Raw genomic sequence first — 18493 nt, forward strand, 5'->3', positions numbered from 1 at the left:
CGGCGTCTCGAAGCATAGGGCAGCCATCTCCCACCGTTGATTGCCGTCGCCGACAGGCGCATATAAGCGGCCTGTTTCCTCCCACCGTTCGAGTGCCCGCATGACCACCGCCACCGACGATATCGCCCATGCCCGCCGCGTCATCGACATCGAGGCGGAGGCGCTGAATACGCTTTCCGCGCAGCTTGCCGGGCCTTTGGGGGAGGTTTTCGCCGCCGCGGCACAGACGCTGGCCGGCATCAAGGGCCGGGTGATCGTCACCGGCATGGGCAAGTCGGGCCATGTCGCCCGCAAGCTGGCCGCCACCCTGGCTTCGACCGGCACGACGGCGCATTACATCCATCCGGGCGAGGCGAGCCACGGCGACCTCGGCATGATCGGGACTGAAGATGCGGTGATCGCCTTCTCGAAATCCGGCGATACCTCGGAGCTGGCGGACATCCTGCACTATACCAAGCGCTTCCGCATTCCGCTGGTCGGCGTGACCGAGCGCGCCGGCAGCAGCCTGGCCGAGGCGTCGGATTTCGCGCTGGTTCTGCCAAACTGCCCGGAGGCCTGCCCGATGGGTCTGGCCCCCACCACCTCGACCACGCTGATGCTGGCGTTGGGCGACGCGCTGGCGGTCACGCTGCTGCAGCGCAAGGGCTTCACGGCGGACGATTTCCGGGTGTTCCATCCGGGCGGCAAGCTGGGCCGGCAGCTCATGAAGGTGAAGGCGCTGATGCGCACCATCGACCGGGTGCCGGTGGTCAATCGCGACCGGCCGATGGCCGATGTGCTGCTCGATATCAGCGAGATGGGCACCGGCTGCGCCGGCGTCGCCGATGCCGAGGGCAATCTGATCGGCATCATCACCGATGGCGATTTGCGCCGCCACATGGCGCCCACCCTGCTGGCTCAGCCCGCCGGCACGGTGATGACCGCCGCCCCGCGGACCATCCGCCCCGACGCGCTGGCCGCCGAGGCGCTGGCGATCATGAACGAACGCCGCATCACCGGCCTGTTCGTCGTCGAATCCGGCAAGCCGCTGGGCTTCGTGCACATCCACGACCTGCTGCAAGCCGGCGTGGGGTGAAGCTGGCGCCCTCGCAGGCTCAGAAAATCAATCCCGGACTCGTCGTCTCGTCCAGTGGCCAGACCGGGCGGTTGACCTTGGTGAAGGGGATTTTCGTGAAGGTGCGGCTCAAGGGCGCGTCGGATTCGATATAGAGCACCTTCTTGGCAATCGGGCCGAAGGCGGCCATGAAATGGTTGGTCGATTTCACCACCAGGATTTTCTTCGCCAGCGGATCGATGCCCAGATTGGTGAACAGCTCCAGCCCCAGCGCCTGGGTGCGGTTGTCGATCAGCACCACCTCCACACCGCCGATGCGCACCGCCGCGCAATCGCCCAGCGGCACCTTTGTCGGCCCAAAGCTTTGCCAGCAATCGCGGGCTAGGCCGATCACCTCCACATTGGCGTCGATCGGCTGGCCGGAGGCCGGGCCGATCTTGCCGCCGAAGCGCAGCGGAAAATGCGCGCCCAGCCCGGCATCGAAGCACAGCCGAACCGCCACCGGATCCCAGATCGGGCCGACGGCGGCGTCCTGGGCGTCCTTCTCGATCAACTGGCGCAGGATGGTGGTGTTGTCGGACGGCGCGCCGCCGCCGGCATTATCGGCCGGGTCGGCGATCACCACCGGGGCGTCGTTGAATTCCATGCCGATCTTCACGCCCTCGGCCGGGCTGTGATACTCCGGCATGGTCTTGCCGCGCATGGAGACGAACTCCTCGCCCAGCCGGGTGGCGAGCGCGTCGGCCTTGGCCTTGTCGCCGTCGGCCACCACCAGCATGCGGCCTGTCATCTCCGGCACGTCGGCATAGGGAAAGCAATGCGCCGCCGACACGGACAGGATGCCGTCCTTACCTTCCAGCGCGAACATGCGGCCAACGAAGCCGCGCATCAGCGGCAGCGTCGTGGGGTAGCTGCTGATCTGCCGGCAATCATAGACCGACATGACCGGCTTGATCTCGCCCCGGATGGTGCGCAGCACCAGATCGAGCAGGTCTTCCGCGCGGTCCTGCACGTCGGTATGCGGGAATTCCTTGTACAGGATGACGATGTCGGCATTGGAGACGCGCTTCAGCGTCAGGTGGCAATGCGGGTCCAGCTCCACGCCGATCACGCATTCCGGGCCGACGATGGCGCGGGCACGCTCCAGAATGTCGCCCTCCACATCGTCATAGCCATAGGCGACCATCGCGCCATGCAGGCCGAACAGCACGCCGTCCAGCGGCATCGCGGCTTTGAGCTGATCGAGAATCTCGTCGCGCATGAACTCGTAGGCGTCGCGATTCACCGTGCCGGCCGGGCTGGCGGCGAAGCAGCTGCCCTCGATCAGCGTGTAGCCTTCCGCCTTGGCCCGGTTGCGGGCCACGAACAGCGGCGCGGTGCACATGCGCGGCGCGTCGTCCGGATGTTCGCCGGGGCGCAGCCAGACGCTCTTCCTGAAGGCTTCCAGGCTGGTCGGCAGCGGCGAGAAGGTGTTGGTCTCGGTGGCGAGCGTGGCGGAAAACAGACGCATGGCTGGGCTGGCTCCTTCAGGCGGATTCGGATGACCAGACGGCCTGCTCATCCATCGGGTAGACGGGGCGGGGCAGGCGGGTCCAGTTGAAATTATGCAGCGAGGGCGAGGTGAGGCCCGGACAGTCGACCTCCAGGATATTCTCGCCGGTGAAGAATTCGTCGAAGCCGGCGCGGAAATGGCCGCGGCTCTTCACCACCAGGCAGCGCGCCTGGGACAGATCGACGCCCAGAATTTCAAGCTGCATCGGCTCCAGGCATTGCTGGCGGTTGGTGATCACCACCACCTGGACCCCGCCGATTTTCAGCAGGGCGGCGGGGCCGAGGTCGCCGGCCATGTCCTGATACATGCCGCGCCGCCCGACGAAGGGGCCATCGACCAGCGCCAGCACCTCGGCCTCGGCGGTGTAGGGCTCGGAGAATTCCGTCTCCTCCCGGCGGTTGAAGCTGGCGGTGAAGCGCTGGCCGACGCCGCGCCGGTGCGATTCCTCGGCCAGGGCGGGATCGAAGAACACCCCCAGCACCGCCCCTTCGGCCCCGGCCTCGACCAGGGCTTGCAGAATATAGACCGTATTGCCGCGCCCGCCGCCGCCGGGATTGTCGGCCACGTCGGCCAGCAGCACCGGCGCGCGTTCGCCCTTGCCGGCGGCCACCGCCTGGGCCACGGCGCTCTTCAGCGGCGTCATCGTCTTGCGGAAGCGCTGGCGCATTGCCCAGGTCTTTTCCGCCAGCTCCAGCGCCAGGGCGCGGGCCGCTTCACGATTGCCGTTGCGCGCCGTCACCACGGGGGTAAAGCCGTTTTTCGGCGTGTCGGAGAAGGCGAAGCCGGCCATCACCGAGACATTCATGATGTCGCCGCCCAGCTTGGTCTGGCCATAGGCGATGATCTCGCCATAGGGATTGCCCGGCGCGGTCAGCAGCGCGATGGAGGGCGGCACCAGCGGCAGCTTGACCATCTCGATGGCGGTCTTGGCCCCGGCCAGCAGCTCGCGCATATGGCGGGCCGCCTCGATCCCGCGTTCGCGGATATCGGTGTGCGGGTTCTGCAGATAGCCGACGAAGACCGACAGGTTGTCGGTCATGCGGCGCGAGATGTTGGCGTGCAGGTCGAATACGGCGGCCACCGGCACGTCCGGCCCGACAACCCGGCGGATCAGCTCGAACAAATCGCCGTCGGGATCGTCGCTGCCGGTCGACAGCGCCGCCCCGTGCGCGCCGACGAATACGCCATCGAACGGGCCGTGCTGCTGCAGGCCGGCCTCGATATCGGCCAGGAATCCGTTGAAGAAATCCTGGTCCACCGGGCCGCCCGGCTGCGCCAGCGCCACGCGCAGCGGCACCGGGGTCCAAGGGCCGGTGCGGTCCATCTCCGCAAAGAAGCCGGGCAGGTCGGGCAGCGTCGTCGCGTTTGCCGAGCGCGCCTCCTCGACAATCCGGTCGCCGGAAATATCCACGTCCTGGGCAAAATCCGCGGCGGTGGAAACGGGAGAAAAACGATTGCACTCGATGGCGAAACCGAGGATCGCGATGCGCGGATTTTCAGGGCTCACAGGATTGGTCTCTCTCTGCTGGCGGGCGGGCGAAGCATAGGGTCGGGCCAATCCGCCCCGGCGGCAATGCGGAAAAACGAATGGCAGGGTAGGGTTAAAAGATTGCACTTAGAAATATGCGAAGACTATAAATTAGTCAGTTGAGCAGACAATTCACAGCAAACCGCCGAAAAGGGGACAGGGATGGGCAATAGTGTTTCGCTTCGCAGCCTACTGATGGGGACGGCTGCCGTCCTGATGGGGGTCAGCGCGTTTCTGGCCGCGCCGGCCCAGGCTGAAACCGTGCTGCGCGCCTCGATGCACGCCGATGTGCGCACGCTTGATCCGCATTGGACGACGCAGACCATCGCCGGCATTCACGGCATCATGATCTATGACACGCTGTTCGGCATCGACGACGATCTGGTGCCGCATCCGCAGATGGTCGGCGATTACACGATTTCCGACGACCGCAAGCTCTACACTATGACCCTGCGCGACGGGCTGAAATGGCATGACGGCACGCCGGTCACCACCGACGACGTCATCGCCTCGCTGCAGCGCTGGGGCGCCAAGGACCAGGCCGGCCGCGCCATGATGGGCTATGTGACGGCGCTGGAGAAGGTGGACGCCAAGACCTTCAAGATCGTGCTGTCCGAGCCTTATGGGCTGGTGCTCGATTCGCTGGGCAAGACCGGCACCATGGTCCCGGTCATCATGCGCGAGAAGGACGCCAAGACCGAGGGCAACAACCAGGTGACGGAAGCCGTCGGTTCCGGCCCGTTCATGATGCTGAAGGACCAGTGGGTGCCCGGCAGCAAGACGGTCTACGCCAAGAATCCGAATTACGTGCCGCGCAAGGAGAAGGCCGAGGGCCTGTCCGGCGGCAAGGTGGTGAAGGTCGACAAGGTCGAGCTGCTGTGGATCGCCGATTCGCAGACCAAGATGCAGGCGCTGATCGCCGGCGAGATCGATTTCCTGGAGCAGCCCTCCACCGATTTCATCCCGATCCTGGAATCGACGCCCGGCATCACGGTGATGAATACCGGCAAGGTGGATAGCCATTGGGGCACCATCCGCCTGAACCACCTGCACCCGCCGTTCGACAATCCGGCGATCCGCCAGGCGATGTACCATTTGGTCAATCAGGAGGATTTCCTGCAGACCATCGTGGGCGACCCGAAATACTACAAGGTCTGCCACAGCTACATCACCTGCGGTACGCCCTATGCCGACGAAACCGGCAAGGACGTCATCGGCAAGTACGATCTGAAGCTGGCGGCCGAGAAGATGAAGGCGGCCGGTTACAAGAACGAGCCGATCTACGTGCTGGCGGCGACCGACCATCACACCATCACCCCGGCCTCCCAGGTGCTGCTGACCGCGATGCGCGAAGCCGGACTGAACGTCAACGCGGTCTCCATCGACTGGAGCTCCGTGGTGGCCCGGCGCACCAAGAAGGAAAAGCCGGAGGATGGCGGCTGGAACCTGTTCGTCACCACCTCGTCGGGCGTGTCGGCGCTGAATCCGGCGCTGAACACCTGGCTGGGCGCCGGCTGCGACAAGGCCAATATCGGCTGGCCCTGCGACCCGGAGATGGACAAGCTGCGTGCTGAATTCGCCTTCGCCAAGACCGAGGACGAACGCAAGGCGCTGGCGAAGAAGATCCAGGCAAAGGCCATCGAGCTGGTGCCCTATATCAGCTTCGGCCAGTGGACCCAGCCGCTGGCCTACCGCTCCGACAAGCTGTCGGGCATCGTGCCGGTGACCGGCCTGCCGGTATTCTGGAGCATCGAAAAGAAGAACTGATCTTGCCCATCCAGCCCCGGCGGCCCACCATGCCGCCGGGCTTTTCTTTTCGACACTGAGCCGGAACCGGAATGACCGCCTATATCGTTCGCCGCCTGTTCGCCACCATACCGGTGATGGCCGTCGTCGCCGTCTTCGTGTTCTTGTTGCTGCGTCTGGCGCCGGGCGATCCGGCGGCGCTGATCGCCGGCGACGATGCCACCTCCGCCGACATCGCGGCGATTCGCATGCGCCTCGGCCTCGACCAGCCGATCTGGACCCAGTTCGTCATCTGGCTGGGCAATATCGCGCAGGGCGATCTGGGCGTGTCGATCTTCTCCAACCTGCCGGTCACCACGCTGATCGCGCAGCGGCTGGAGCCGACGCTGATGCTGATGCTGGCGACGCTGATCGTCGCCGTCACCCTGGCCATCCCGCTGGGCGTCTGCGCCGCCTGGAAGGCGCGCACCTGGATCGATCGGCTGGCCATGGTGATTTCCGTTCTTGGCTTCGCCGTGCCGGTCTTTCTGGCCGGCTATGTGCTGATCTACATTTTCTCCATCCAGCTCCGCTGGCTGCCGGTGCAGGGCTACACCTCGCTGGATAACGGGTTGTGGCCGTGCATCAGAAGCCTGATCCTGCCGGCCGTCGCGTTGGGCACCACCTACATGGCGCTGATCGCCCGCATCACCCGCGCCTCGATGCTCGACGTGCTGTCGCAGGATTATATCCGCACCGCCAATTCCAAGGGGCTGGCAACCAAGCGGGTGCTGCTGCTGCATGCGCTGAAAAACGCCGCCGTGCCCATTGTCACCGTGATCGGCATCGGCATCGCGCTGCTGATCAGCGGCGTCGTCATTACCGAGACGGTGTTCAATATTCCCGGCTTGGGCCGGCTGACGGTGGATGCCGTGCTGAAGCGCGATTACCCCATCGTGCAAGGGCTGATCCTGGTGTTCGCCGCCACCAAGGTGCTGATCAATCTGATGATCGACCTGTCCTACGCTTTTCTCGATCCGCGCATAAGATACTGACGAAGGGGAACATTCCTCCCGCCTCCTTGTTGGTTCGGTCCGATGGACGCATGGCGGAGACGCTGCGTCCCAGGATCCGAAGGCCGAACGGCCTCAACCAAGGAGCGACACCAATGCGCACTCTCATGACCGCCCTTACCGTCGTCATGCTGTCCGGCGGCGCTGCCTTTGCCCAGTCTTCCACCACCGGCACCACCCAGAATCAGGGTAGCGGCGCTGGCACCATGACCGCGCCCGCCGGCACCACCGAGAAAACCCCCGGCAGTGCCGCGAACTCCACCATGTCCGGCAAGGCCCCGACGGCCCTGGGCAGCACCGAGTGGAGCGCCGACCGCCTGATCGGCGCCGACGTGACCAACAACAATGACGAGAATGTCGGCGAAATCGAGGATGTCGTCCTCAATGAAAGCGGCCAGGTGAAGTATGTCGTGGTTTCCGTCGGCGGCTTCCTGGGCATGGGCGACAAGCATGTCGCCATGAACTGGAGCGACGTGAAGGCGAACCGCGCCGAGAACACGGTCTCGGTCAACCAGACCAAGGACCAGCTGAAGCAGGCGCCGGAATATAAGCGCGAGGAGCGCCCGACTGCCGCGCCGAAGCAGTAATTAGCGCATCTGGGGGAGGGGCCGGTGGCCCTTCCCCCGTCTTCGCCCGAAAGGACAGGCTCATGGGGAACACGCCGTACCCCGTGCCGCCGGAGCGCCCTGTCGTGCCGCCCGGTGAGGCCCCGCAGGAAATGCCGCCCCCGCAGCACCCGCCGGAGCTGCCGCCGGACGATCCGAAGCGTCGCCCGGAAATTCCGCCCGCCGATCCAACCATAGTGCCGCCGCCGGAACGCAAGACGCCGGACGAGGTGCCGCCGGAACGGCATGTCCACTCCGAGGGCGGCCGGAACGGGATAATCGAGGGTGCCTGACGCGCCGCCGTTGGCCGGCATTGTGGAGACCGCCCTTTATGTCGCCGACCTGCCGGTCGCGCGGCATTTCTATGCGCGCCTCCTGGGGCTTGACCTGCTGCACGAGGATGAGCGCATGTGCGCCTTCGAGGCGGGCGCTCGAAGCGTATTGCTGCTGTTCCCGCAGGGCGGGGCGACGGAGACGGTGCATTTGCCGGATGGCAGCATCCCGCCCCATGACGCCCGGGGCCGCCAGCATATCGCTTTCGCCATCGGGCTTGAGGATATGTCCCGCTGGGAAGCGCATCTGCTGGCCCACGGCATCGCCATCGAGGGGCGGGCGCGCTGGCCGCGCGGCGGCCGCAGCCTGTTCTTCCGCGATCCCGACGGCCATCTGCTGGAGGTCGCCACGCCCGGCCTCTGGACCACCTATTGACGGCACACGAAAAAGGGCGGCCCGCAGGCCGCCCTTCCCTGGTTGACGTCGCCGGATCAAATCCAGTAAGGCGGCACCTTGTAGTAATCATGCATGCGCTCGCCCCAGCGCCTGTCGTTCCAGTCGAACCGTTCGCGCTCGCCGGCCGGCGAGCCGCGCAACTGATCTTCCGTGACGTCCATCTCATAGGCGTCGAGCGATTCATTGTAGCTCAGCTTGCCCCAGGGCAGGGCGTAGTGATCCTCGCCCATCCCCAAGAAGCCGCCGAAGCTCATCACCGCATAGGCGACGCGGCCGCTGCGCTTGTCGATCATGACGCGCTCGATGGAACCGATCTTATCGCCATTGGGGCGGCGGACAGAGGTGCCCTCGACCTTGTCGCTGGCGATCAGCTGGTGGGTTTCTTTGGTGTTCAGGTCAGCCATGGGATTTCACTCCTTTTACGGGACCAGTTCCCCTAAAACCGCGAGCCACATAGTTTGTTCCAACGGTTTCAAAGAGTTGATCGCACCCCTATCTAAGGATGCACCGCCTATTCCTCCGATAGCCCAGAAAGCCGAAAAGGTTCGATGACCGAAGCCCCGATCCGCATCATGACCTGGAACATCCACGGCGCCATCGGTCCCGACCGGCGCTTCGACCTGCAAAGGGTGATCGATCTGGTGCGCCGTCACGAGCCGGACATCGTGGCCTTGCAGGAGGTTGATTCCCGACGCTGCGATTCATCGCCCTTCGAGCGGCTGGCCGAGGCGCTGGGCGATCATTCCGCCGCCGCGCGCACGGTGATCGCGCCGGGTGGCGAATACGGGCATATGCTGATCAGCCGCTGGCCGATGGCCGAGGCGCGGCTGCACGATCTGTCGATCTGGCGCTATGAGCCGCGCATGGCGATCGAGACGGTGATCGACACGCCGCTGGGTCCGCTGCACCTGGTCGCCGCCCATCTTGGCCTCAGCCTGTGGGAGCGCTATCGCCAGGCATCGATCCTGGGGGCGCTGGCGCGCAGCTCCGGCCAGCCGATGACGACGATGCTGGGCGACTTCAACGACTGGATCTGGAACGGCCCGGTGCGGCGCGGGCTGATGCGCGCGCTGCCCTCCTATTCCAGCCATGTCACCTTTCCGTCCTGGGCGCCGGCCTTGAAGCTGGACCGCATCTATTGCGGCGGCGAGGCCCGGTTGCTGCGCAGTTGGACCGACAAGGCGGCGCGCAAGGCATCCGACCATCTGCCGATCATCGGCGAGATCGGCAGGGTGACTTAAAATTGCAGCGGCCGGGGGTTATAGATCACCCGCCCGCAATCGCCGACGTCGTAACCACCCAGCATCTCCGCCTGGCGGACGAAATCCGGGCTTCGGGTGAAGGCGAACAGTGCTTGCAGCGGCGGCTCGAAATAGGCCCAGCGCTGCACCACCAGGTCGAACCGCTCGCGCCGCAGCGGCACGAAGCCCAGCCGGAAGCGCCGCGCCACGGCTTCGATGCCAATGCCGACATCGGCCCGGCCATCGGCGATGCAGGCCCCCAGATCGTACTGCGTGCGCTCGGCATGCGGCAGGGCGTTCAACTCGGCCGGGTCGATATCGGCATCGGCCAGCATCATCTCCAGCAGCGCATTACTGCCGCTGCCGGCCTGGCGCATGGCGATGCGCGCCTGCTGCTGCTTGATGTCGGTTACGCTGGCCAGCCCCAGCGGATTGTCCGGCGCGACGATCATGCCCTGTTGCCGCCAGGCCCATTCGATCACCACGATGTCGCCCACCGGCACCTGCTGGAACACGGCGGAGAGGTTGTAGTCGCCGGCACCCGGATCGGCCAGATGCGTGCCGGCGGCCAGCGCGCCGCCGCTGGCCAGGCGGTTGATGCCGGCTAGGCTGCCCTCGACGATGATGGCCAGCGAGGAATTGCTTTCCCGCACCGCCCACTCCAGCAGCGGCTCATGGCTGCCGGCGATTACCTGCGGCAGGTCGAACAGCTGCTGATGGCCGGGATAATCCGTGGTCTCCACGATCCAGCGCTGGATCAGCGGGCGCGGAAACAGAAGCTTGCCGCCGATGCGGCAGAACGGGATGCGCTGGGTGCGGACCAGATCGTACACCGTGCGATTCTGGACCCTGAGGAAGCGTGCCACCTCGGGCACCGTCATCAGCGCGTCCTGGTCCGCAAGCGCCGTCACGGGGGCATTGGTCACCGGCACAGGGGCGGTCGACCGCAGCTTGGTTTTTTCCGCCAAAGACAAACCCTCCAAGGCCGGCGGCAGCGAGGATTGCCGACCGGCTGCTTCCTCCATAAGCGCAAGGCCGGGCGGACGCAAGGATCAGACTTTCTTTAACAATCTCACGGGAAAGGTTGATTCCCCGTCGTTGCGCCTGTATTTTCCGGATCGTGTCAACAAACTGCATTTTTTGCAGCTAAACTGTATGGCTGTGAAATTGGCTGGATGGCTTCGGCCCTCTGCCTTGCGATGTGGTTGTGGTGGCACTCTTCAACGTATCCACCTTGCCCCGATCCAGGTTCACCTGCGATCGGGGTCTTTCATTGCGCGGTCATCCGCTCTCACGCGCCGTTGACCCTTCCGCCGCTTCGCTCCTACCCTGCCGGCGCGTTCGGACAGAGGGGAGCCGCATGATCATCCGCCCAATCGCCGCGGCCGACCGGGCCGCCTGGCAGCGCCTGTGGGACGCCTATTGCGATTTCTACCAGGAAACCGTGCCGCCGGCGGTGAGCGACGGCACCTTCGCCCGCATCCTGGATCCGGCCCAGCCGATCGGCGGCATGCTGGCTGTGGAGCCGGGTGGGCAGCCGGTCGGGCTGATGCATTACGTGCTGCACCCCAATACCTGGAGCCTGCAGACGCTGGCCTATCTGGAAGATCTCTATGTCCAGGCCGACCAGCGCGGCAAGGGCACCGGCCGGGCGCTGATCGAGGCGCTGGTGGCCGAGGCCCGGCGCGCGGGCTGGTTTCGCGTCTATTGGCACACCCACGCGCATAACCATGATGCCAGGCTGCTCTACGACAAGGTGGCCGGCCCATCCGACATGGTTAAATACACAATTCCTATCGGCTATGCCTGACGGCCCCTTGCCGCCGCCCCGGCGACGCAGCATGGTTAAGGCTGGCGGGGGGAACGCGAATGGCGCAGGAAGCGGCATCGATAGTGGATGGCGGCACGGCAGCCTGGCTGGTGGATGGCGCCTTGCCGGCGAATGTGCATTCCCGCCTGCATTGGGCATATAATTACTGGCGCGGCAAATGCGGCGCGCGCGCCTGGCCGCTGCGCGAGGCCATCGACCCGCTGGATTTTCCGCGAGATGCGCTGCCCGCCACTTTCATCCTGGAGCGGCTGGAGGCCGAGGACGACTATCAGGTTCGCCTGGCGGGCGAGCTGTATAGCCAGCTTTACGGCCGGGAAGTGACCGGCCTGCGCGCCACCGACTTGATCCCGCGCGATGGCGAAGGCGGTGCGGTCTACCAGGATTTCGCCGACAGCCTGGCGCATGGCCGACCGGTCCTGCGCACCGGCTGGATGAACTGGCGGCCCGAAGGGGTGCGCATACCTTATCAGCGCATTCTCCTGCCGGTCGGCCTGGGGTGTGAGCGTGCCGATATACTGATCGGTATCGGCGTCGTCTTCGGCCTGGATGGACGCTTGCGCTATTGAAGAATAGGAGGTTGTACCTCCTATCTTTTCCCGACAAGATGGGCGTGCATACAAACGGAGGCGCCGCATGATCCATCTGGAGACCGATGTCGCCATAATCGGCGCGGGTGGGGCCGGCATGGCCGCCGCCATCGCCGCCTCGGAAGCGGGCAGCCGCTCCATCCTGCTGGATCGCAGCCTGATCGGGCGCGGCGGGGCCACCGTGATGGCGCAGATGACGGTCGCCGCCGCCGTCGGTGAGCAGACCGAGGATCACTGGACCCACCATCTGAAGGACACTCTGGCCGCCGGCCGCGGCCTGTGTGACGAGCGGCTGGCCCGGCTACTGTGCGAGGAAGGCGTCGCCGCTATCCGCAAATTGCAGGAATGGAAGGTCGGCTGGGCCGCCGAGGACGGGCATCTGAAGCAGGTGCAAGCCCCCGGCCACGACCGCCCCCGCTGCGTCTATGTCGATTTCCTGAATACCGGGCCCGCCGTCTCCAAGACGCTGCGCACGCAGGTGATCCGCCATGATTTGATCCGCCGGGTGGGCGATCTCTACGCGCTGGATATCGTGCTGCGCGACGGTGCGGCGGTCGGCGTATTGGCGGTGCATCTGCACACCGGGGAGCCGGTGCTGGTCGCCGCACCCTCGGTCGTCATCGCCACCGGCGGGTTGACCCGGCTGTACCGGCGCAACAGCGCCTCGCTGAACATGGGCGGCGACGGCTATGCGCTGGCGCTGCGCGCCGGGGCCAGCCTGATCGACATGGAGTTCGTGCAGTTCTTCCCGATCGGCCATCTGGCGCCGCGCCTGATCGGCATGGACCCGATCATGTGGGACCCGTTCCGCTACAAGCTGGGCGGGCGGCTGCTGAACGGCAACCGCGAGGAATTCACCCAGAAATACGGCGTGGCCGATGGCGGGCGCTACCAGATCACCCGCGACCAGGCGACCTATGCCATCACCAAGGAGGTCGAGGCGGGGCGCGGCAGTCCGGCGGGCGGCGCCTATCTCAGCTTCGAGCATGTGCCGGAGGCGGAGCTGCGCAAGGCGTTCGGCCCGATCATCGACAAGCTGGCGAAGAACGGCATCGACCTGACGAAGACCGCTATCGAGGTCGCCCCCATTGCGCATTACCATATGGGCGGCGTGCGCGTCGGCACGGATATGGAGACGGAGGTGGCGAACCTCTATTGCGCGGGCGAGGCGGTCGGCGGGGCGAACGGGGCCAACCGGCTGTCCGGCAACGCCATCACCGAGGCGCTGGCCTTCGGCTTCGTCGCCGGGCGCAACGCCGCCGTGCGGGCCCAGGCGGCAGGTGCTGTCGGCGACATCGCGGCGGATGCCGCCGAGGGGCTGGCGATGCTGCAGGCCAAGGGCCGGCCGGACGCGCCGAACAGCGCCGCGCTGATCGCCGCGTTGCAGGATCTGATGCAGGATTATGTCGGCCCGTTCCGCACGCAGGAAAAGCTGACCCATGCGCTGGCCGCGCTGCGCCGGATGCGCGGCGAACTGGGCGACACGCCCTTCGGCACCGGCGCTGCCTACGATGCCGAGCGGCTGGACTGGTACGATCTGCGCACCATGCTGACGGTCGCCGAGGCGGTGACGATGGCCGCCATCGCCCGCACCGAGAGCCGGGGCGCGCACCAGCGCGAGGATTTCCCCGGCCAGGATGCCGAATGGGAAGTGAATCAGGTGATCCGCCTGGCCGGCACGGGCGAATTGACGCTGGAACGCCGCCCCGTGATCCGCGAACCCGAACTGGAGGCCGCCTCGTGAGCCAGACCGCCCGCCTTACCGTGCAACGCGGCGCGCCCGGCCAAGCGCACGCCGAACGCTATGACGTGCCGTTCGAGCCTGGCCAATCGGTGCTGGATGGATTGCGCTGGATCCGCGCCCATCGCGACCCCAGCCTCGCCTTCCGCTTCTCCTGCATCAACGCGAACGCCTGCAAGGAATGCATGATGCTGCTGGACGGCAAGGTGATCTACGCCTGCACCGAACGTCTGACCGATGGCGAGATGCGGATCGAACCGCTGGGCAACAAGGCATTGATCCGCGACCTGGTCACTGAGATCGCCCCGCCCGACGAGCGGCTGTAAGGCAAACGGCTCCTGAAGGAGCCGTTTCCAAGCGATCAGGCGGCAGCGCCCTTGCCCTTCACGACCGGGGCTTCCTCCGGATCGCGCAGGACATAGCCGCGGCCCCAGACCGTCTCGATGTAATTGTCGCCGTGCAGCGCGGTCGAGAGCTTCTTGCGCAGCTTGCAGACGAACACGTCGATGATCTTCAGCTCCGGCTCGTCCATGCCGCCATAGAGATGGTTCAGGAACATCTCCTTGGTCAGCGTCGTGCCCTTGCGCAGCGACAGCAATTCCAGGATGCCATATTCCTTGGCGGTCAGATGCACCGGCTGATTGTTCACCTCGACCGAATGGGCGTCCAGATCGACCACCATGCGGCCGGTCTTGATGACCGAATGGGCATGGCCCTTGGAGCGGCGCACGATGGCGTTGATGCGGGCCACCAGCTCGCGCTTGTCGAACGGCTTGGTCAGGTAGTCGTCGGCCCCGAAGCCCAGCCCCTTCACCTTGTGGTCCATCTCGGCCAGGCCGGAGAGGATCAGGATCGGCGTTTCCACCTTCGCCTGGCGCAGCCGGCGCAGCACTTCGTAGCCGTCCATATCGGGCAGCATCAGGTCCAGGATGATGATGTCATAGTCGTAGAGCTTGCCGATCTCCAGACCGTCCTCACCCAACTCGGTGAGATCGACGACATAACCGGCGGATTTCAGCATCATCTCGATGCTGCGGGCTAAATTCTCGTCGTCTTCGACCAGTAACACGCGCATTTCCAGGGCCTCCTTCGTCACGGGGGCAATCCAACACCCACCGTTAACCTTGGTTAACACGGAAATACTAAAAATAGAGTTAACGATATTCCTACCCCGTTAAGTTAACCAAAAAAGTCGCTGGATCGGAAGGGGCGCTAGGCCGCATCATGAAAATATTCGCTCTAGGGGGAGAACAGGTTGGAATCGCCGCTGCGGCATTTGCGCGAGGAGCTGGAGAGGCTGCCCAGCCATACGGTCTTCGGCAGCGTCTCGGCCGTGCTGGGCATGATGGTCGAGGTCGGCGGCGCGCATCGCTCGCTGTCGATCGGCGATCGCTGCCAGCTGGTCACCCGCCAGAGCCGCCGCGTGCCGTGCGAGGTGGTCGGCTTCCGGGCCGAGCGCGCGCTGGTCATGCCGTTCGGCACGTTGGACGGCATCGGCATCGGCTGCAAGGCGGAGGTCGAGGATTCCGAGCCGGTGATCCATCCGCATGAAGGCTGGCTCGGCCGCGTGGTGAACGCGCTGGGCGAGCCGGTGGACGGCAAGGGCCCGCTGCCCCAGGGGCCGGTCGCCGTGCCGTTGCGCAACCGGCCGCCGCCGGCGCATTCGCGCCAGCCGATGGGCGGCAAGATCGATCTGGGCGTGCGGGCGATCAACACCTTCCTGTCGACCTGCCGGGGCCAGCGCATGGGCATCTTCGCCGGCTCGGGTGTCGGCAAGTCGATCCTGATGTCGATGATGGCGCGCTTCACCCAGGCCGACGTGAACGTGATCGGCCTGGTCGGCGAACGGGGCCGCGAGGTGCGCGAATTCATCCATGAGCAGCTGGGGCCGGAAGGGCTCGCGCGGTCCGTGGTGGTGGTGGCCACCTCGGACGAATCGCCGCTGATGCGTCGGCAGGCGGCGCAGATCACGCTCTCCATCGCGGAATATTTCCGCGACCTGGACCGCGACGTGCTGTGCATGATCGATTCCATCACCCGCTTTGCCATGGCGCAGCGCGAGATCGGCCTGTCGACCGGCGAGCCGCCGGCCTCCAAGGGCTACACGCCGACCGTCTTCGCCGAACTGCCGCGCCTGCTGGAGCGCGCCGGGCCGGGCATGGGGGAGGGCAATATCACCGGCCTGTTCACCGTGCTGGTCGAGGGCGACGATCATAATGAGCCCATCGCCGACGCGGTGCGCGGCATTCTGGACGGGCATATCGTGCTGGAGCGCCAGATCGCCGAGCGCGGGCGCTACCCCGCCATCAATATACTGCGCAGCGTCTCGCGCGCCCTGCCGAACTGCAACAGCCCGCAGGAGAACCAACTTCTCTATAAGGCGCGGCGGCTGATGTCGGCCTATGAGGATATGTCGGAGATGATTCGCCTGGGCGCTTATCGCATCGGCACCGACCCCGGCGTCGACGAGGCGATCCGCTATCGCGAGCCGCTGGAGCAGTTCCTGCGCCAGGGCAGCGACGAGCGCGCCGATCTGCAGGAGGGCTATGACCGGCTCGCCGCCATTCTAGGCAACGGCGCGTGAGGCCATGAAGGCGCTGGCGACGCTGATCCGGCTGCATACGCACCAGCTTGACGAGAAGCGCCGGGCGCTGGCCCAGGCCCAGGACCGGCTGGAGCGAGCGCGCGACGATCTGCGCCGGCTGGAGGAGGAGATGGTGGCGGAAAAGCGCCAAGCCACCGAGGTCTATGAAAGCGGGCTGACCTACGGCGCCTATGTGCAGGCGGCCAAGCAGCGCCGCCTCCTCATCGAGGCCCGCATCGCTCAGCTTGAGCAGGAGGCGCTGGCGGCGCTGGAGCGCGTCACCGAGGCTTTCGCCGAGTTGAAGAAATACGAAATCACCAAGGCAAATCGGGAAAAGCAGGCGCTGGAGGAGGCGAATCGCGTCGAGCAGGCGCTGCTGGATGAGATGGGATTGGCCATGCATCGGCGCAAACAGGAGCGTTAGGGCGGCAAAAGCACAACTAAGGCATTTTTGGCTTAAATTCATATAAGAAGCAAACAACGCCTCATAAAGTATTGTTCTCTCATTGATTCATCTGTTATACCTTCCATAGGCAAAAGTTGCCTAGTTGCAACAGTCAGGCTAAGATCGTCATTGGTTTGGGTTGAGAGCCATTCAGTCGCTTCATTTAAGGTAAAATTTTATCTAAATTGCGATTGATTAAGGCGGGCCGAGCGACTTTCGGTCCATGGCGATAATCCAGAACGCCAGTGAGCGGGGCTTCCGACCCCGGCGCCCAGAATGGGCGGCCCGGAAACGGGCGACCAAGGCCGGCGGGACCGGCGGCCGGGCGCCAGAAGGCGCCAATAGGGCGGAACGATCCAGCGCCGATAGTGGCGGGGGTGGGCGAACGTGAACCCAGTTATGCAGTTCTTCCGGAATCTCGGCGCCGTGCGGCTTGCGGTGCTGGGCGGCGTGGCGGTGGCACTTATCGCCTTCCTGTTCTTCCTGACCAGCCGGCTGGCCTCACCCAGCATGCAGCTGCTCTATTCCAATCTCGATCCGGCGGATTCGAAGGAGGTCGTCGGCCATCTGAGCCAGGTCGGCGCGCCTTATGAGCTGCGCGGGCAGACCGGCAACGAGATTTATGTGCCGGCCGACCAGGTAACCCGCCTGCGCATGTCGCTGGCGCAGGCCGGCCTGCCGTCGGAAGGCAATCTGGGGTACGAGATATTCGACAAGTCGGATGGTTTCGGCACCACCAATTTCGTGCTGAACATCAACCAGCTCCGCGCGCTGGAAGGCGAGCTGGCGCGCACCATCGGCTCGATCAAGGGCATCCGCTCGGCGCGCGTGCATCTGGTGCTGCCGCGCCGCGAGCTGTTCAGCCGCGAACGCCAGCAGCCCAGCGCCTCCATCGCGCTGCGCATGCAGGGCGCGCAGCGGCTCGACCGCGAGCAGATCAAGGCGATCCAGTATCTGGTCGCCGCCGCCGTGCCCGATCTGACGCCGCAGAAAATTTCCATCATCGACGATAAGGGCAGCCTGCTGGCGCGCGGCGCCGACGATGTGAACAGCCCGGAATTCCTGTCGGCCAATGCCGAGGAGCGCCGGATCGCCTATGAGAGCCGCCTGGCGCGGGCCATCGAGACGCTGCTGGAGCGCACGGTCGGCTTCGGCAAGGTGCGCGCCGAGGTGAATGCCGATCTCGATTTCGACCGGGTGCAGATCAGCCGCGAGGAATATGACCCGAACGGCCAGGTCGTGCGGTCGACGCAGAATGTCGACGAGAACAGCCGGTCGAACGAAAGCCTCGCCGACCAGGCGGTCACGGTGGAGACCAACTTGCCGGACGGCCAGCAGGCTGGCGGCAATGGCGGCGGCTCGCAGAGCCAGACCGCGCGCACCGAGGAGACGGTGAATTACGAGATCACCCGCATTGTAAGCAACACCACGCGCGAGACCGGCGGCGTGCGCCGGCTGACCGTCGCGGTGCTGGTCGATGGCGTCTATACCCGGGGCGAGGGCGGCACGCCGGTCTATGAGCCGCGCAACGAACAGCAGTTGCAGCAGATCGAGGCGCTGGTGCGCACGGCCATCGGCTTCAACGCCAATCGCGGCGATGCGATCGAGGTGGTGAACATGCAGTTCGCCCCGCTCGACGATATCGGCATGGGGGCGGATTCCACCCTGTTCGGCCTGTCCAAGAACGACTTCCTGCAACTGGCCGAGATCATCGTGCTGGCGGTGGTCGGCCTGCTGGTGATCCTGCTGGTGGTGCGTCCGGTGCTGACCCGCCTGTTCGAATCGCTGCCGGCCGCCG

General features: G+C 65.4%; 19 protein-coding genes. 14 read left to right on the plus strand and 5 right to left on the minus strand.

Annotated elements, in window-relative coordinates; all coding sequences use genetic code 11:
* Positions 1-100 precede the first annotated feature (100 nt).
* The gene (locus tag AUP43_RS15395) at positions 101-1075 is read left to right on the plus strand and encodes a KpsF/GutQ family sugar-phosphate isomerase (RefSeq protein ID WP_067559068.1); all 975 of its coding nucleotides are present in this window, start codon (positions 101-103) and stop codon (positions 1073-1075) included.
* 19 nt (positions 1076-1094) lie between these two features.
* Here the strand turns inward: AUP43_RS15395 and AUP43_RS15400 are convergent, their stop codons facing one another.
* Together AUP43_RS15400 and AUP43_RS15405 are read right to left on the minus strand one after the other, a co-directional pair.
* A complete protein-coding gene (locus tag AUP43_RS15400; RefSeq protein WP_067559070.1) occupies positions 1095-2564 on the minus strand; it encodes a M81 family metallopeptidase in 1470 nt (489 codons plus the stop codon).
* 16 nt (positions 2565-2580) lie between these two features.
* Positions 2581-4113 (minus strand): M81 family metallopeptidase, encoded by a 1533-nt coding sequence (locus AUP43_RS15405; RefSeq protein ID WP_067559073.1) that lies wholly within the window; start codon positions 4111-4113, stop codon positions 2581-2583.
* Positions 4114-4329: 216 nt separating this feature from the next.
* Between AUP43_RS15405 and AUP43_RS15410 the strand changes: the two genes are divergently transcribed.
* The 5 genes from AUP43_RS15410 (at position 4330) to AUP43_RS15430 (ending at position 8245) form a co-directional block, all read left to right on the plus strand.
* Positions 4330-5901, plus strand: a complete 1572-nt coding sequence (locus tag AUP43_RS15410) for an ABC transporter substrate-binding protein (RefSeq protein ID WP_067559076.1) — start codon at positions 4330-4332, stop codon at positions 5899-5901.
* 71 nt (positions 5902-5972) lie between these two features.
* Entirely contained in the window at positions 5973-6914 is a 942-nt protein-coding gene (locus AUP43_RS15415) for an ABC transporter permease (RefSeq protein ID WP_067559079.1), read from the plus strand.
* Between the two features lie 113 nt (positions 6915-7027).
* Positions 7028-7519, plus strand: coding sequence for a PRC-barrel domain-containing protein (locus tag AUP43_RS15420; RefSeq protein WP_198154933.1), 492 nt, complete (start codon positions 7028-7030; stop codon positions 7517-7519).
* 62 nt (positions 7520-7581) lie between these two features.
* A complete protein-coding gene (locus AUP43_RS15425) occupies positions 7582-7830 on the plus strand; it encodes a hypothetical protein (protein ID WP_067559082.1) in 249 nt (82 codons plus the stop codon).
* Positions 7823-8245, plus strand: a complete 423-nt coding sequence (locus AUP43_RS15430) for a VOC family protein (protein WP_067559084.1) — start codon at positions 7823-7825, stop codon at positions 8243-8245. Before AUP43_RS15425 ends, AUP43_RS15430 begins: the two co-directional genes overlap by 8 nt.
* Positions 8246-8301: 56 nt before the next feature.
* Here the strand turns inward: AUP43_RS15430 and AUP43_RS15435 are convergent, their stop codons facing one another.
* Positions 8302-8670, minus strand: a complete 369-nt coding sequence (locus tag AUP43_RS15435; RefSeq protein ID WP_067559087.1) for a PRC-barrel domain-containing protein — start codon at positions 8668-8670, stop codon at positions 8302-8304.
* Between the two features lie 144 nt (positions 8671-8814).
* On the opposite strand from AUP43_RS15435, the gene AUP43_RS15440 reads away from it, so the two are divergent.
* On the plus strand, positions 8815-9507 hold the full coding sequence (locus tag AUP43_RS15440; RefSeq protein WP_067559089.1) for an endonuclease/exonuclease/phosphatase family protein: 693 nt from the start codon (positions 8815-8817) through the stop codon (positions 9505-9507).
* Here the strand turns inward: AUP43_RS15440 and AUP43_RS15445 are convergent.
* Positions 9504-10475 carry a helix-turn-helix transcriptional regulator gene (locus AUP43_RS15445; protein ID WP_067559090.1) on the minus strand — a complete coding sequence of 324 codons (972 nt, stop codon included), beginning with the start codon at positions 10473-10475 and terminating at the stop codon, positions 9504-9506. The genes AUP43_RS15440 and AUP43_RS15445 overlap by 4 nt on opposite strands.
* A 392-nt stretch (positions 10476-10867) precedes the next feature.
* On the opposite strand from AUP43_RS15445, the gene AUP43_RS15450 reads away from it, so the two are divergent.
* From AUP43_RS15450 to AUP43_RS15465, 4 genes are all read left to right on the plus strand, one after another.
* Positions 10868-11317: a GNAT family N-acetyltransferase gene (locus AUP43_RS15450; RefSeq protein ID WP_067559091.1), complete on the plus strand. Its 450-nt coding sequence runs from the start codon at positions 10868-10870 to the stop codon at positions 11315-11317.
* A 59-nt stretch (positions 11318-11376) separates the two neighbouring features.
* Positions 11377-11904, plus strand: coding sequence for a PAS domain-containing protein (locus AUP43_RS15455; protein ID WP_067559094.1), 528 nt, complete (start codon positions 11377-11379; stop codon positions 11902-11904).
* A 67-nt stretch (positions 11905-11971) separates the two neighbouring features.
* The gene (locus AUP43_RS15460; protein ID WP_067559097.1) at positions 11972-13669 is read left to right on the plus strand and encodes an FAD-binding protein; all 1698 of its coding nucleotides are present in this window, start codon (positions 11972-11974) and stop codon (positions 13667-13669) included.
* Positions 13666-13992, plus strand: a complete 327-nt coding sequence (locus tag AUP43_RS15465; protein ID WP_067559100.1) for a 2Fe-2S iron-sulfur cluster-binding protein — start codon at positions 13666-13668, stop codon at positions 13990-13992. The genes AUP43_RS15460 and AUP43_RS15465 overlap by 4 nt, the downstream gene beginning before the upstream one ends.
* 35 nt (positions 13993-14027) lie before the next feature.
* Here the strand turns inward: AUP43_RS15465 and ctrA are convergent, their stop codons facing one another.
* Positions 14028-14741: a response regulator transcription factor CtrA gene (ctrA, locus tag AUP43_RS15470; RefSeq protein WP_067559112.1), complete on the minus strand. Its 714-nt coding sequence runs from the start codon at positions 14739-14741 to the stop codon at positions 14028-14030.
* Between the two features lie 180 nt (positions 14742-14921).
* Here ctrA and fliI point away from each other — a divergent pair, with 180 nt between their 5' ends.
* The 3 genes from fliI to fliF form a co-directional block, all read left to right on the plus strand.
* Positions 14922-16250, plus strand: coding sequence for a flagellar protein export ATPase FliI (gene fliI / locus AUP43_RS15475; protein WP_067559102.1), 1329 nt, complete (start codon positions 14922-14924; stop codon positions 16248-16250).
* A gap of 4 nt (positions 16251-16254) precedes the next feature.
* Positions 16255-16674 (plus strand): flagellar export protein FliJ, encoded by a 420-nt coding sequence (locus tag AUP43_RS15480; RefSeq protein ID WP_067559104.1) that lies wholly within the window; start codon positions 16255-16257, stop codon positions 16672-16674.
* Positions 16675-17094: 420 nt separating this feature from the next.
* A partial coding sequence (fliF, locus tag AUP43_RS15485) for a flagellar basal-body MS-ring/collar protein FliF (RefSeq protein WP_067559107.1) occupies positions 17095-18493 on the plus strand: 1399 nt, incomplete at its 3' end.

Source organism: Oceanibaculum pacificum (assembly GCF_001618175.1).
GTDB lineage: Bacteria > Pseudomonadota > Alphaproteobacteria > Oceanibaculales > Oceanibaculaceae > Oceanibaculum > Oceanibaculum pacificum.